The sequence below is a fragment of the Streptomyces fradiae genome, assembly GCF_041270065.1.
In the GTDB taxonomy this organism is placed as follows: Bacteria; Actinomycetota; Actinomycetes; order Streptomycetales; family Streptomycetaceae; genus Streptomyces.
This window is the reverse complement of the sequence record NZ_CP065958.1, coordinates 6,614,746-6,628,636: the sequence shown is the minus strand read 5'-3', so window position 1 is coordinate 6,628,636 and position 13,891 is coordinate 6,614,746. Positions and strand designations below refer to the sequence as shown.

General features: G+C 69.3%; 12 protein-coding genes. 1 reads left to right on the top strand and 11 read right to left on the bottom strand.

The annotated features are described in order from the left end of the window. The first annotated feature begins 47 nt into the window (after window positions 1-47). Window positions 48-677: an MFS transporter gene (locus tag JAO84_RS30040; protein ID WP_370415639.1), complete on the top strand. Its 630-nt coding sequence runs from the start codon at window positions 48-50 to the stop codon at window positions 675-677. Between the two features lie 88 nt (window positions 678-765). Here JAO84_RS30040 and JAO84_RS30035 read toward each other — a convergent pair whose 3' ends face one another. From JAO84_RS30035 to JAO84_RS29985, 11 genes are all read right to left on the bottom strand, one after another. Then, complete coding sequence (locus JAO84_RS30035; protein WP_370415638.1) at window positions 766-1,704, bottom strand: hydroxyacid dehydrogenase; 939 nt, start codon at window positions 1,702-1,704, stop codon at window positions 766-768. A gap of 83 nt (window positions 1,705-1,787) precedes the next feature. Beyond that, complete coding sequence (locus JAO84_RS30030; RefSeq protein WP_370415637.1) at window positions 1,788-2,915, bottom strand: iron-containing redox enzyme family protein; 1,128 nt, start codon at window positions 2,913-2,915, stop codon at window positions 1,788-1,790. 46 nt (window positions 2,916-2,961) lie between these two features. After that, on the bottom strand, window positions 2,962-3,933 hold the full coding sequence (locus JAO84_RS30025) for a D-glycerate dehydrogenase (RefSeq protein ID WP_190225006.1): 972 nt from the start codon (window positions 3,931-3,933) through the stop codon (window positions 2,962-2,964). Continuing rightward, on the bottom strand, window positions 3,924-4,934 hold the full coding sequence (gene sbnB / locus JAO84_RS30020) for a 2,3-diaminopropionate biosynthesis protein SbnB (RefSeq protein ID WP_370416898.1): 1,011 nt from the start codon (window positions 4,932-4,934) through the stop codon (window positions 3,924-3,926). The genes JAO84_RS30025 and sbnB overlap by 10 nt, the downstream gene beginning before the upstream one ends. A gap of 14 nt (window positions 4,935-4,948) precedes the next feature. Then, a complete protein-coding gene (gene sbnA, locus JAO84_RS30015) occupies window positions 4,949-5,938 on the bottom strand; it encodes a 2,3-diaminopropionate biosynthesis protein SbnA (RefSeq protein ID WP_190225005.1) in 990 nt (329 codons plus the stop codon). Continuing rightward, window positions 5,935-7,197 carry an ATP-grasp domain-containing protein gene (locus tag JAO84_RS30010; RefSeq protein WP_370415636.1) on the bottom strand — a complete coding sequence of 421 codons (1,263 nt, stop codon included), beginning with the start codon at window positions 7,195-7,197 and terminating at the stop codon, window positions 5,935-5,937. Before JAO84_RS30010 ends, sbnA begins: the two co-directional genes overlap by 4 nt. Continuing rightward, window positions 7,194-7,718, bottom strand: coding sequence for a flavin reductase family protein (locus JAO84_RS30005; RefSeq protein ID WP_370415635.1), 525 nt, complete (start codon window positions 7,716-7,718; stop codon window positions 7,194-7,196). Before JAO84_RS30005 ends, JAO84_RS30010 begins: the two co-directional genes overlap by 4 nt. Before the next feature lie 108 nt (window positions 7,719-7,826). Next, window positions 7,827-9,092, bottom strand: a complete 1,266-nt coding sequence (locus JAO84_RS30000; RefSeq protein WP_370415634.1) for an ATP-grasp domain-containing protein — start codon at window positions 9,090-9,092, stop codon at window positions 7,827-7,829. 76 nt (window positions 9,093-9,168) lie between these two features. Continuing rightward, window positions 9,169-10,410: an acetyl-CoA carboxylase biotin carboxylase subunit family protein gene (locus tag JAO84_RS29995; protein WP_370415633.1), complete on the bottom strand. Its 1,242-nt coding sequence runs from the start codon at window positions 10,408-10,410 to the stop codon at window positions 9,169-9,171. A gap of 47 nt (window positions 10,411-10,457) precedes the next feature. Next, the gene (locus JAO84_RS29990) at window positions 10,458-11,714 is read right to left on the bottom strand and encodes an MFS transporter (protein ID WP_370415632.1); all 1,257 of its coding nucleotides are present in this window, start codon (window positions 11,712-11,714) and stop codon (window positions 10,458-10,460) included. Continuing rightward, window positions 11,714-12,808, bottom strand: a complete 1,095-nt coding sequence (locus tag JAO84_RS29985; RefSeq protein WP_370415631.1) for an LLM class flavin-dependent oxidoreductase — start codon at window positions 12,806-12,808, stop codon at window positions 11,714-11,716. The genes JAO84_RS29990 and JAO84_RS29985 overlap by 1 nt, the downstream gene beginning before the upstream one ends. Between the last annotated feature and the right edge of the window lie 1,083 nt (window positions 12,809-13,891).

Below are 13,891 nucleotides of genomic sequence, written 5' to 3'. Positions count from 1 at the left end.
GCCGACGACCGACGCGCCATGGCGGACCCGGTTCACCCGGGGCGCACGTGGTGCGCCGCAGTCCGCTGCTGCGGGCGCTGCTCGTGCGGGGGGCCCTGTTCAACTTCTTCGAGTATGCGCTGATCACGCTGTACCTGGTGGTCGCCCTGCGGATCCTGGGCATGTCCACGTCGGCGGTCAGGATCCTCCTTGGCGTCGGCGCGGTCGGCTCCGTCGCCGGTGCTGCCCTGGCCGCACGTCTCTCGGCCCGTGTGCGGCGCACCCGTCTGGTGGCCCTCGTCATGGGGTTCGCCTTGATCGCGCCGTGCGTACTGCCGCTCTCCCCGCACGATTCGCCGTACCTGGTCGGCGCGATGGCCGCCCTCGCGTTCCTCACCTACGGCGTGGGCCTCACCGTCTACAACGTGCACTCGATCGCGATACGGCACGAGAGCGTCGAGGCCGAGTACCAGGGGCGGGTGGGCGCCGTGTACAGCTTCTTCGCCTTCGGGGGCACCGCCCTGGGAGCCGCCTTCGCCGGCTGGCTCACCATCTGGTGGGACCCGCAGTCCGCCATGTGGATCCCGTGCGCCGGCCTGCTGGCGGTCCTGCTGCTGTTCGTCGGCTCCCTTCGCCGGATCGAAGCGGCGGGCCCGGCCGAGCACCGGACCCCGGAGGGCGCCGGGACTCCGGCCTGAACGAAGGTGCCGCGCCCTGGTCGTCCCTCTCGCGCAGAGGGACGACCAGGGCGCTCAGGTGTTTCGAGGCCCGTCCCGCCGGCCGTTGTCAGGCCGCGGGGTCCGGAGCGCCGCCCGTCAGCACCTGGCGCACCGCCCGGACGGCCTCCCGGCCCGCGCGTTCCTGAGCCTGCGCCGTGCCCGCGCCGATGTGCGGGGTGGCGATCACGCCGGGGAGCCCCAGGAGGGGTGAGGAGAGGGGCGGTTCGAACTCGAACACGTCGAGTGCGGCGCCGGCCATCCGCCCCTCCTTCAACGCTTGGGCGAGGGCGAACTCGTCCACGATGCCGCCGCGTGCCGTGTTGACCAGTCGCAGGCCGGGCTTGGCCCAGGACAGTTCCCGCTCGCCGATCAGGCCGCGGGTGGCGTCGGTCAGCGGCACGTGAACGGTCAGCACGTCGCTCTGCCGGAGCAGTTCCTCCAGCGCCACGGCCTGCGCGCCGGTGCGTTCCAAAGCGTCGTCACGCACGTGCGGGTCATGGGTCAGGACGCGCATGTCGAAGGCGCGCAGCCGACCCGCGACCAGCTCTCCGACCTTGCCAAGTCCGAGAACACCGACGGTGCTGCCGGCCAGTTCGACGCCCTGGAAGTCGGCGCGCCGCCAGTGGCCGGCGTGAACGGACTCGGACGCCGGAAGAATGGGGCGGGCCAGGGCGACGACGAGTCCGACGGTGAGTTCGGCGACGCTGACCACATTGGAGTACGGGGCGTTCGCGACGACGACGCCTGCCCGGGCGGCCGCCGCCACGTCGACATTGTCCAGACCGACGCCGGCCCGGGCCACGACCCGCAACCGCGGGGCCGCGTCGAGCACCTCCAGGTCGACCCGTGTGGCGCTGCGAACGAGCAGGGCGGACGCCTCGGGAACAGCTGCGAGCAGCTGCGCGCGGTCGGATCCGGTGCAGTGGCGCACGTCGAAGTCGGCGGCGAGCTCTGCCGTCAGGTGTGCGGGAAGGGGGTCCGCGACGAGGACGACGGGTGAGGGCACTTCTGTTCCTTCCCGAGGTGGGGTGGGCGGGCGGCGGTGACGGGTCGCGTCCCCGCCGCCCGGGCGTTGCTGCGGAGCCTTGGTCAGGCGGCGTTCTCCGTCGGCATGGCGCGAAGGAATCCGAGCATGCGGTCGAACTGGCGGCGGCCGGTCTCCGAGGCCAGGTGCGCGCCGTACACGATGTCGTTGATCTCGTCGGGGGCGAGCCGTGGACGCTGCATGCGCATGCCGTCGGACAGTTCACGGCTGTGCCGGGGGTCGATCGCCACGTGCGCGGTGAAGTAGATGCGCTTCTCGTCGTCGAGGAGGCCGACGCGGGTCATGCCGTCCAGGATCCGGACGAAGTGCGGTTCGACCCAGCTCTCGAAGACGAGGAAGCAGCCGTACGCCATCATCTTGCGCGCGGGGCGGGTGAGCAGCGCGGCGTTGGTGTTGGAGGTCAGCTTGCCGAACCAGGGGTGGCCGACCCGGTACCGGTCGAGGGTGTTCCAGCCGTCCTCGGTCGCCTCCAGCAGGCGGCGCAGCCAGTAGGTGTGGAAGTTCTCCAGCTTGCCGCGGCCGCACTCGTCCCAGAGGTTGGCCGCGGCGACGGCCTTCATCATGCCCTGCAGGCCGACGACGAGGAGGGCGACCTCGTCGTCCACGACCTCGTTGCGGATCGTCTCGCACAGGAGGAAGCGTTCGATCTGCTCGCGGGAGGCCTCGTCGCGGATGAAGTCGAAGAGCGGGTGGACCACGCCGGGGTTGGTGGCCGCCAGCTCGTCGAGGTGGTCCGCCGCCTCCGACTGGTCGGTGAAGGTGGGCAGGTCGCCGAGGGCGGCCCAGTGGTCGAACAGCTCGCGCTCCAGGGCGATCTTCGCGGCGAACTGGGCGATCTCGGCGGTGTCGTCGGTGTGCCGCGTGAAGGCGCCGTCTCGGTAGCCGAAGGAGTGCGCGTAGATGGAGCCGAGGTGACCGTGCAGGAAGCGGCCGTGGGCCTCGGGATCGTGCCGGAGGCCTTCGAGGATCGCCTGCTGCTTCTCGGGAGTGGCCGCCATGAAGTCGGTCAGCTCGGGGTCGAAGCCCTCGAAGTGCTCGACCGGCGGCCAGTAGTGCTCGTACAGGCGCAGCGCCTCGTCGGCCGGCGTCTTGAGGCTCCTGGTGAGGGAAGAGGGCTTCTGCTGCTTGATGGCGCGCTCGGAGGCGGTCGTGGTCTCGGTGCTGTCGGACATCAGGGTGTCTTTCCTTGCTTAGGTGGGGCGTGGCAGTGGCCTGGGGTCAGGCGGGTGTGGGCGGACGCCGGCCGTCGAGCACCGCCAGTACGTTGTCGACGGCGAGGGCGCCCATGGCCTGCCTGGTGTGGGTGGTCGCGCTGCCGAGGTGGGGGGTCAGCAGCGCGCGTTCCTGTGCGAGCAGTGCCCGGTTGACGGCCGGCTCGTGGGTGTGGTGGTCGACGGCCGCCGCGAGCAGGGCACCTGTGCCGAGGGCCGCGGCGAGCGCGTCTTCGTCCACCACTCCGGCGGTGATGCTGACCACCACGGCGCCGGTCGGCAGCAGGGCCAGGCGCCGGGCGTCCAGCAGGTTGCGGGTCTGTTTTGTGAGCGGGCAGCTGACGACCAGCAGCGCCGACTCGGCCAGCAGTCGCTCCAGCGGGCGCCACGTCGCGCCCGAGGCGTGTTCGTCGGGGAGCGGGGAGCGGTTGTGATAGGCGATGCGCAGGCCGAAGCCCCGCGCCCGGCGGGCCACCGCCCGGCCGATCTCGCCCATCCCGAGGATGCCGAGCCCGGCTCCGGACAGTTCCAGCCCGAGCATGAAGTTCGGTGCCCAGTTCCAGGGGGTGGCGGAGCGGACCGTGCGCTCGCCCTCGCCGATGCGCCGGGCGGCACCCAGCAGCAGGGCCATCGTGAGGTCCGCGGTCGAGTCGGTGAGAACGCCGGGGGTGTTGGTCACCTGGACGCCCCGGGCGGCGCAGGCTTCCCGGTCGATGTTGTGCAGGCCCACGGCGTGGTTGGCGACGACGCGCAGCCCGGGACCGGCGGCCTCCAGGAACTCCTCGTCCACCCGGTCGTCGAGGGTCGTCAGCACCGCCGCCGTGCCCCGTACCGCCTCCAGGAGCCGGTCGCGGGGCATCACCGCGTCGCTGTCGTGCAGCTCCACCGTGTGGCGGGCGGTGAGCCGGTCGAGGGTGTCGGGGGCGAGACGGCGGGTGACCAGAACCCGCGCCCGGCTGCCGACACCGGTCAGCCCCATCGCTGGGTTTCGCCGAAGAAGTCCGCGACGGAAGTGGCCTGGCCGGTCTCGACGGCGCGGCGGTGCACGTAGGCGCCGACGGCGAGGTCGAGCACGCCGAGGCCGAACGGCGAGAAGATGCGGGGACGGTCGGCTTCCATGGTGACTTCGCCCTCGATGACCTGGGCCAGGACGCCGGACACAAAGTCGCGGTTGCCGCTCTTCAGCTCTGCTAGGTGCGGGGAGGTCTGGGCGGTCAGGCAGTGGTCGACGTCGTCCAGGACGTTGTACGAGGACAGCACGATGTCGGCGGAGACGTCCCGCAGCGAGACGTTGAGGACCACCTGGCCGGGAGCGAAGGAGTCGGGGTCGGTGATGTACGGCTCACCGGCCGTGGTGGCGAGCACCACCACGTCGGCGCCCTTGAGGGCGTCCGACAGGCTGTCGGACACGGATGCGGTGTGGCCGAGGCTTTCCCGGATGTGTGTGGCGAGCGACCTGGCGTAGTCGGGGACCTGGTCGTGCAGGGCGAACTCGCCGACCGACCAGCTCTCGGCGGCGAAGAACTCGACGATGTTGCGGGCGATGATGCCGGAGCCGACCACGGCGATCTTCTCGGCCTCGGTGCGGCCGAGCAGCCGTGCCGCCCCCAGGACGGCGGAGGCGGCCGTGCGCGCCGCGCTGATCTGCGAGGCCTCCAGGCAGGCGAAGGGGTAGCCGGTGGTGTAGTCGTTGAGCAGCAGGACGGCCGACGCCCGGGGGATGTTGTTCTGGATGTTTTCGGGGAAGCTGCCGATCCACTTGATGCCCGCGACGTCCGTGTCGCCGCCCAGGTAGGCGGGCAGGGCGATGATCCGTGCGCTCGGTTTGCCGGGGAAGCGCAGGAAGTAGCTGTTGGGGTTGATCGAATCGCCCCGGTGGTGGGCGAGGTACGCGTCGCGGACCACCGAGACGATTTCGGAGCGGGACTCGCTGATGATCTTGCGGGCGGCGGTGCCGCCTACCACGTCGAACTCAAACATCTGTTGCATCGCTCCTAAAGCGGTACGGGAAGCTGGGGCTGGTCGACGGGTTCGAGTGCCTCGACGCCGAAGCGTGCGGCAACCCAGGTGTCGTCGTACACGGTGGACAGGTAGCGGTCACCGAGGTCGGGCGAGAGCGCCACGGTCCGTGACCCCGTGGGAATGGCGTCGGCCCGCTCGATCACCGCGGCCAGCACCGAGCCGGTCGAGCCGCCGACGAGGATGCCGTGGCGGCGGGCCATGGCCCGGCAGGCCCGGACCGCGTCCCGCTCGTCGACCAGGGCGACCTCGTCGACCAGCTGCGGCTGGAGGAGTTCCGGGCGCCGGCTGGTGCCGAGTCCGGGGATGTACCGGGTCCTGCTGGGGCCGCCGAAGGTGACGGAGCCCTCCGTGTCGACGGCGATGATCCTGGTGCGGGGCGAGAAGCGCCGGAAGTACTCCGCGCATCCCATGAGGGTTCCGGTGGTGCCCGCCCCGACGAACAGGTAGTCGATCGGGCCGATCCTGGCCATGGTGGACGCGGCGGTGCGCACCGAATGGATGCGGGGGTTCGCCGGGTTCCCGTACTGATTGGTCCACAGCAGGTCCGGGTCCTCGGCGACCAGACGCTTGATGAGGGCGATCCGGGAGCCGAGGTAACCGCCGTTGGCATCCCGCTCGTCCACCACGATCACCTGGGTGCCCAGGGCCTTCATGGCCGCCACGTTCTGCGCCGACGCGTTCGGATCGGTGACGCAGGTGAACCGGTAGCCCTTGGCGGCGCACACCATACTCAGCGCCACGCCCAGGTTCCCGGACGACGACTCGATCACCCGGCCGCCGGGACGCAGGAGGCCTTGGAGCTCGGCGTCCGAGACCAGTCCGACGGCTGTTTTGAGCTTGATGGAGCCGGCCGGATTCAGGCCCTCGATCTTGAGGAACAGTTCGCTGCCCGGCAGTTCACCGGGAAGACTCAGGAAGATGTCGTCCGTGATGATGTCGTAGGCCTTGTCGTGAATGGTCACGCGCGTGCGTCTCTTCCCGGTCTCGTACGGGTCTGGTCCACCGTCGTGATGGTGAGGGTGCGCCGCACGTGGGCGAGGGCTTCCTCGAGCTCTTCCGGCGACGCCGCGGACAGCACCGCAAAGCCGGTGCGCTGCCCGGAGGACGAGGTCTCGCCGATGCGGTCGCCGACCGCCACGGACACGCCGGCGTCCACCACGGCGGGGTGCTCGCGCACCTCGTCCAGGCCCTCGACGGCCACCACGACTCCGGGCTCGGAGACGATGAAGTGGCTCGCCGCGTGCCGGACGGGCGCCTCTGGCGGAGGAGGCAACTGCGCTCCGACGGCCAGACGGACGACCATTTCGAACCAGTCGATCCCGTAGGCGAGCGAACAGAGGTCCATGAGGTAGTCGCCCGGCGTACGGACCGCAACCTCCATCACCTGCGGGCCCGTCGCGGTCATCCGGAACTCCAGGTGGACCAGGCCGGTACGCATGCCGATCGCCTCGATCGCGGACTCCCCCAGGGCGTCCACGACCGCGGCCTCCCGCGCGGGCAGTCGCACGGCCACCCGGTGGGTGAGCTCGACGAAGTTGGGCGGTCCCGTCGTCTCCTTGGCGGTGAGGTTGGCGAACCACACCTTGCCGTCCTGGACCAGGGCTTCCCAGCTGTACTCGGGTCCCTGCGCGGCGGTCTCGACGAGCAGGAGCCCCTCGGTGCGGCGTCGGTCCGCGGTCTCCCGGTACGCGGTCAGGTCCGGGACCAGCTCCACGCCCTCGCTGCCCGCGGACGACAGGGGCTTGACGATCACCGGAAGGCGGGTGGACGCCCACGGCTCGGCCTCGGTCAGGGCGCCGGTCAGCCGGTAGTCCGGCTGTCCGATGCCATGGGTCCGGAAGCGGCCCCGCTGGAGCGCCTTGTTCCGGGAGATCGACGCCGCCTGGAGGGACGGGCCGGGCAGTCCGAGACGGTCCTGAACCAGGGCGGCCGCCAGTACGTGCGACTCGGTGAAGGCCATGACGCCGTCGGGCCGGCGCCGCTGGGCCGACGTGTAGGCGGATTCGGCCCACAGCTCGTCCAGGGCCCCGTACTGACCCTGGCTCAGATCGAGTTCGTCGACGAGGCCCCGGGCCTCGGCGGCCCGGGACTCGGCCTCGACGGCGCGGACTCGCAGACCGAGCCGGTGCGCGGCGTGGACGTAGGGCCGGCCCATCAGGCCGACGCCGATCATCAGGAGCTCAGGGGCGTCGGCCGGCTCCACGTGCGGTCTCTCGCTCATGCGGCGGGGTCCTGTGACGTGTTCCAGGCGCCCTCGAAGAAGAGCAGGGGCCGGCCGGCGTTCAGCACCCCGGCGTCCACGACCTCGCCGAGCACGACATAGTGGTCGTCGCGGGTCAGGATGTCCGACACCCGGCAGTCGACGTAGCCCAGCGCCTCGGACAGCACCGGGGCGCCGGTCGTGGCGGTCGTCACCGGTGATCCGGCGAACCGGTCGTGGTCGGAGCGCCAGAACCGCTCGGCCGCCGCCCGCTGCCCGTCGGCGAGGAAGCTGGCGGCGAAGGAGCCGGACTTCTCGATGTACGGCCAGGTGCGGGACCCGGTGCTGATGCAGAAGAGCACCGTCGGCGGTGTGAGGGACACGGAGGTGAACGAGTTGACCAGGACGCCCACGGGACCCTGGTCGCTCTGGGAGGCGATCACCGCGACCCCGGTGGCGAACTTGCCCAGGACACGGCGCAGGGGCGTCTTGGCAGCGCTGCCGGCTGCCGGAGGGGACAAGGCCGCGGCACTTGTCGTCATGTTTGGCTCCTTGAAGTCCGGTGCCTACGGGCGCCCGGGACGGTTGGCGCGCAGGCCCGGCAGGCCCCGCCCGGCGGTTGCGCGCGCGGGGGTCCGGGGGCGGGGCGCTTACTCGTAGTGGATGACCACGGACTCGTCGAGCGCGTCGTGGAACTGCTCGGCGTCCTCGTACGAGTCGTGGCGGGAGAAGACGAAGCCGGGGTAGCCCGAGTACTCGGGGTACGGGAGGATCCGGTCGCCCGGGTGCAGAAGCTGGACGATGCGGTCGACCCTGGGGTCGGCGGCGGCCTCGGACAGGCCGGCGATCTCCGTGATGCGGCCGGATCCGCCGACGGGGACGAAGTACATGGCTCCGGTGCCCCGGTGCCATACGGGATCGTTCCAGCCCAGGGGCTCCCGGCCCATGGCGATGCGGAACGTGTCGCCGGTGAAGTCGGCTCCGGTCACCGACTCCACGATGTGGTGGGAGGCACCGGAAGCGCCCACCCGCGCGCCCATCTCGAGCAGGTAGGCATCGTCCCCGCGCAGGCGCAGTTCGGAGTGGGTGGGGCCGTCGGTGACGCCGAGGGCGGCGTGGGCGCCGGTGATCTGCTCGATGATGGACCACTCGACCTCCGGGGACAGCGGAGCCGGGGCGCGGTAGACCTTCTCCTCGAAGTAAGGACCCTCGGGGCGGCCCTTGTAGCCGATCGTGTGGATCTTCACCTGGCCCTGGTAGGACAGCGACTCGATGCAGTACTCGTCACCGTCGAGGTACTCCTCCACCACGAGGCCCTCGAACTGGACGGAGCTCCCTCCGTAGCCGAGGTAGCGCTCGCAGACCTCCCACACGGACCTCACCGTGGTCTCGAGGTCCTCCGCGGAGTCGACCCTGGTGACGCCAAGGCTGGTGAAGCCGCCAGCGGGCTTGACCACGACCGGGAAGACGAGGTCTGCCGCGACCTTCCAGTCCTCGGGGCCGGACAGGCCCACGTAGGCAGGGGTGTTGAGACCGGCCTGCTCCAGACGGCGGCGCATCTCGCGCTTGTCGCGCACCGCGAAGGAGGTCTCCTCGCTCAGGCCCGGGAGGCCCAGCATGCGGGCCGCCCTGGCCGTGAACGGCACGGCTACGTCGAGCGCAGTGACGATCGCGGCCAGCGGCCGCTCGCCGTGCAGCGCTTCGATGGCGGCAAGTGCCCCGGCCTCGTCGCCGAAGATGTCCAGGGGGAGGGTCCGGACGACGGCGGGAGGAAGCTGCGCGGGCAAGGCCTCGTCGGGACGCGGGTTCGGCCGGTGGATGAGGACGACGTCCACCCCCGCCCGCCGGGCGCCTTCGAACATCCACGGCATGCCCGGCCGCTGGTACACCAGGGCCACAAGAGGACGGTCGATCACGGAAAACACTCCACTCTGGGGAATCGGGGTTGGCGGAACACGGCCGACGGGCGTGGTAGACCGGTCACTGCACGCGCTAACGCTGGGCGAACTCGACGCGGAAGTCGTCCATAAGGCGGCGCAGATCGGCTTCGGCCTGTGCCTCGGAGTCGTGCACCACGATGCCGCGCCCACTCTGCAGGCTGTCGTATCCACCGCTCCCGTCGATCACGTCACCGGGCTGGGGGACGAGTTCCCGCCACACGGAGTCGACCATGCTGCTCATCGGCACCGACGAGACCACCTCAGCAGGCAGCACGCGCGGCTTGGGGATGATCACCCAGCCGCCGGACGGGTCGCCGTTCTTCGGGGTCGGCGGAAGGGGTTCGCCCACCAGGGACTTCAGCCATACCTCGAAGAGGTTCACGCCGAACAGCTTGTGAATGACGTATGGCACCTCGGCGCCGCCGATCCGGCCGGCCACTTCAAGGAAGACCAGCTCCTCGGTCCCGGTGACGAAGAGCTCCATGTGGAAGGGCAATCCGCGCATGCCGAGCGCCGAGACGCAGCTCTGCGTGAACTCCTCGATCCGCTCTCGGAGCCGTCCCCGCTGGACGACGACCGACCCCAGCGGGGCGCCGCCTTCGAAGGACAGACAGTCGTTCAGGTAGCGCGAAACCACCTGGAAGACGATCGTGCCGTCCTCGTCGGCAAAGCCGTCGACGTGGTGGACGGTGCCGGTGATGAACTCCTCGATCTCGTAGCCGCCCGGCTCCCGCGTCTCCCACAGGCCGCGCAGGGCCTTCTCGTCCTGGATCAGGTGCACGCCGATGCTGCCCGCGCCATCCACCGGCTTGACGATCAGGGGGTAGCCGGTCGTCTCCGCGAAGGCCAGCGTCTGCTCGACGTTCTCGCAGCCGGCGAAGTGCGGCACCCGCAGCCCGGCTTCCGCGAGGATTTCCTTCATCCGCACCTTGTTGCGGTAGACGGCCACCTCGTCGGGACCGGGACCGGGGATGCCCAGAGACTGCCGGACGCGGGCCACCGCGTCGAGCGTGAACTCGGACAGCGTGATGATCTGGTCCACCGGGCGACCGACCCGCTCCGTCACCTCCGTCACCGCGGCGCGCAGGTGGTCGTAGGAGCTGATGTCGTCCACTTCGACCATCGAGGCGATCCGCTCGCGCCCGGCCAGGACGCCGGTGGCGCCGACCCGGTCCACCACATAGCTGACCTGGTGGGCCTCGTGGTCGATGAACTCCTCGTACCGGGTGAGCTCATGGTCCCAGCGCACGCCTTCGGTGAACCTGGGCCACCGGTTGACGATGACGATGTGCACGTACTGCTCCTGTAGTAGAGACGGGGTGAGAAAGCGAGGCGGTGCGCTCAGCCGCCCTGGACGTCCGCGAGCAGTCGCTCCTGCTCCAGCGCGGCGATGGCCGAGTTGAACCCGCGGATGGTCAGCGGCAGGACCACCAGGCCGTACAGGGCGAGCAGCACCGCCAGGATCCCGACGAGCAGCTGCGGACCCAGGCTGTTGCCCAGGAAGGCGATCAGCAGGCCACCGATGGGGTACGACAAGGTATTGAGCAGGTAGAAGGGGCCCATTACCTTGCCCAGATGGCTCGACGGGATGACCTTGACTCGCTGCGTGCGGTTGTAGACGTTGAAGTACGCCACGCCCATCAGCGCCGCCACGTAGGCCACCGTGTACAGCACGAAGGACGGTGCGGAGGCCAGCCCCAGCAGCGAGGTGCTGAGCAGTACGAAACCGAACACGCCCAGGGCCTTGACCTCGAACCGTTTCAGCAGGGTGGGCACCAGCATCAGGTTCAGCAGACCCGTGACGCCCACCAGCGTGTTGAGCAGGGCGAAGGAGGACTCGGGTGCCTTGAAGATGTCGGTGACGACGGCCGCGTTGACGCTGAGCGCCGTGGCGAAGGCCAGGTTGATGGAGAAGTTGATGCTGACCAGCAGAACGACCGGCCTGTTGTGGATCAGCAGCGACCAGCCCAGGCGCAGCTCGCCCACGGTCTTGGCCACGCTGCCGGGGTTGAGCTGACGCTCGCCCCTCGGCAGCGGCAGCCAGCACAGGGCCGCCACCGCGCAGAGTGCCGCGGCGACACACAGCAGCCACAGCTTGCCGATGTACGCCGACCCGAGCACGGCCAGTGCCGGGCCCACGGCCATGGCCAGCAGTTCCATGTTCTGCACCAGCGACTGCGTGCGGGCTACCTTCTCTCCCTTGGCCAGGAGCAGCACCGCCTTCTCCACCGACAACCGGATCGGCGCCATCAGCAGCGACATGAACACCGCGCCGGCCATCAATGCCGGGACGGTCGCGGACGGCAGCGTGGCGCAGACCGTCAGCACGAGCACGAGCACGATGGCGCGCCCCGCGTTGACCCGGGAGAAGAGCCGGGGCCCACCGTCCCGGTCGGCGATCAGCCCCGCGAAGGGGAAGGCGAGCAGACCGGGCAGCCACTCCAGGGCGAAGGAGATACCCAGTACGGAGATGTTCTCGGTGTCCTGGAAGATCAGCAGCGGCACGCTGAACATGACGACCTGCTCGGCGACCAGGCCGAGCAGCACGCCTGTGGCGAAGAGCACGAATTGCGCGCGCTCGCGCGCCGGATGCACCATCAGTTCACCGCGCCGGCGGCATCGGACTGCCCGGCACCGCCAGCCTCGGCCTCGCGCTGCCGGACCAGCGGCAAAACGTGCCGGTAGAAGATGCGCATCTCCTCGCGCGACGGCCAGCCCGAGAAGATGAACTCGCTGACGCCCACGGCCTTGTACTCCATGATGTAGTCGGCGACCTCCTCGTAGCTGCCGACGATGCACAGCGCCGGGCCGCCCCGGTAGGCGACGGCACCGGACCAGAGGTAGGGCGACAGCCAGTCGTCACCGGAGGCGTCCGCGAGGCGGAAGGAGTTCTTCACCGCCTCCGAATCCACGTTGGTCATGAACTCGGCGATGAACCTGCGCTGCTTCTCGTCGGGCTCGCGCATCATCTCCGCGACCTGTGCGAGCGCCTCTTCCCTGGTCGAACGGGCCAGGACCTGCATACGCAGGCCCACAGCACACCCCTCCGCCAATACCGGCTCCGCAGCCTTCGCGATCTCCTCGGGCGTGTCGGCGTACCGCAGCCAGCAGTCGCCGTACTTCACGGCCGTCCGCTGGGCCACGCCCGAGGCGCCGCTGAGGTAGACGCGGGGCCTGCCGCCGCCCTTGTAACCGAGGCCCAGCTGCGCCTCTTCGACGCGGTAGTGCCGTCCCTCATAGGTCAGCGGGCCGTCGTTCCCCCAGAGGCCATGCATGATTTCCAGGAATTCATTAGCACGTTCATAGCGTGCGTCGTGGTCCAGGAAATCGCCGTAGTATGCCTGCTCCTTAGGGGAGATGCCCGCCACGATGTTCAGGTTGATGCGGTTGTCCGACATCCACGAGACCGTGTTGACCACCTGAGTGAACAGCGTCGGCGACAGCAGGCCCGGACGGTACGCCAGAAGCAGGTTGATCCGGTCCGTCAGGTGCGACAGCGCACCGAGCATCGGCAGCGGGTCGGGCATGTGGTAACTGATCGCCATCAGAAGGGAATCGACACCGATCTCCTCCGCCTCCTTGACGAACGACACGATGCCGTCGAAGTCGAGGCTTCCCGCGTCGTACTGCCCGGAAGCTTTCTTCTGACCGCTCTCCAGAGGAGAGCACCAATGGAACCTCAACTCGCTCACGCGGGACCTCTATCGCAAAAAAAAAGGGGGGTGGGTATTTCAAGGCAGCGATGCAGAAAAACGGGTAGTCCAGGCGGGTTTCCTCTATGGCCTGCCGGTAACGTCCGAGAAAGGCGTCCTGGCCGAAGATGAGCAAGTCGCCGAGCTACCAGCTCGAAGAGTCCGTTACCAGGTAGAGGTGCTTCCCCAGGCGCTTCCACTCGATCATCGGATAGTCCGATGGCAGGCTCAGCGCGGTGCGGCAGGGGAGAGCTGCTGTGCCCGGAGAGAATCTGGATGCGTTGCGCAGGGCGGTTGTACTGACGGACGTCTCCATGCTGATCGCTTCTCTGGTCAAGGTTGGTCGATGGGCGGAATGCCGATAAAGGCGGGCAGCGAGCTGTCGATGCTGCCTACCGGTCAGCCTCGTGACGCAACGTCGAGCGCGGTTCAGTGCCACGGTTCAGGGAACAAAGAGCGGTCGTGGCACTGGCGAGCGAAGCGGTGCCGACTGGGACAGGAGGACTTCCGCAGCTCTTGGGGCGAGTTGTTGAACTTTCGTATGACGTCTGCCTTCTGCCTGTGCACTCCATGAGCCGTATTCCTGGTGCACAGGGCTTGGTCTGTTCGGGGTCCGGGCAGCGACAAGGGCGTTCGCCGCCGATAGGTGACGGGATCCAGTCTGCGGAGACTGGCGTGCGGCGGCGAGATCGAGGCGCTTTCGGCAGCAGCAGACCGCTGGGCAGAGCGTTCTGTGTCTGTTCGTCCTTCCTTCCGGGATCGTCGAGCGGTGACGTCCTAAGGGCTGCCCCGTAACTCCGAAGACCGCTTGCCGAGGTCCAGTTCGACCTACGCAGCCGGAGTCCTGCTGAGGCAGCGAGGTGGGCCAGAGTCGGACATACCTGTGGAGTGCCAGCCGCAGGGCTGCCGCCTTCCCTGGAACCTCGCGGGAATGCTGCAGCCCTGCCGTCGGGCTCGCCCCTCGGCGGGCCCGACAGCAGGATTCTGATGTTGCGGCGGGGGCAGGTCAGCCGTTGGCGATGTCGTCGTGCCGGGTGCCGCCGGTGTCTACCAGCACGTTCTTGGCCGCCAGCTTCTCGTCTG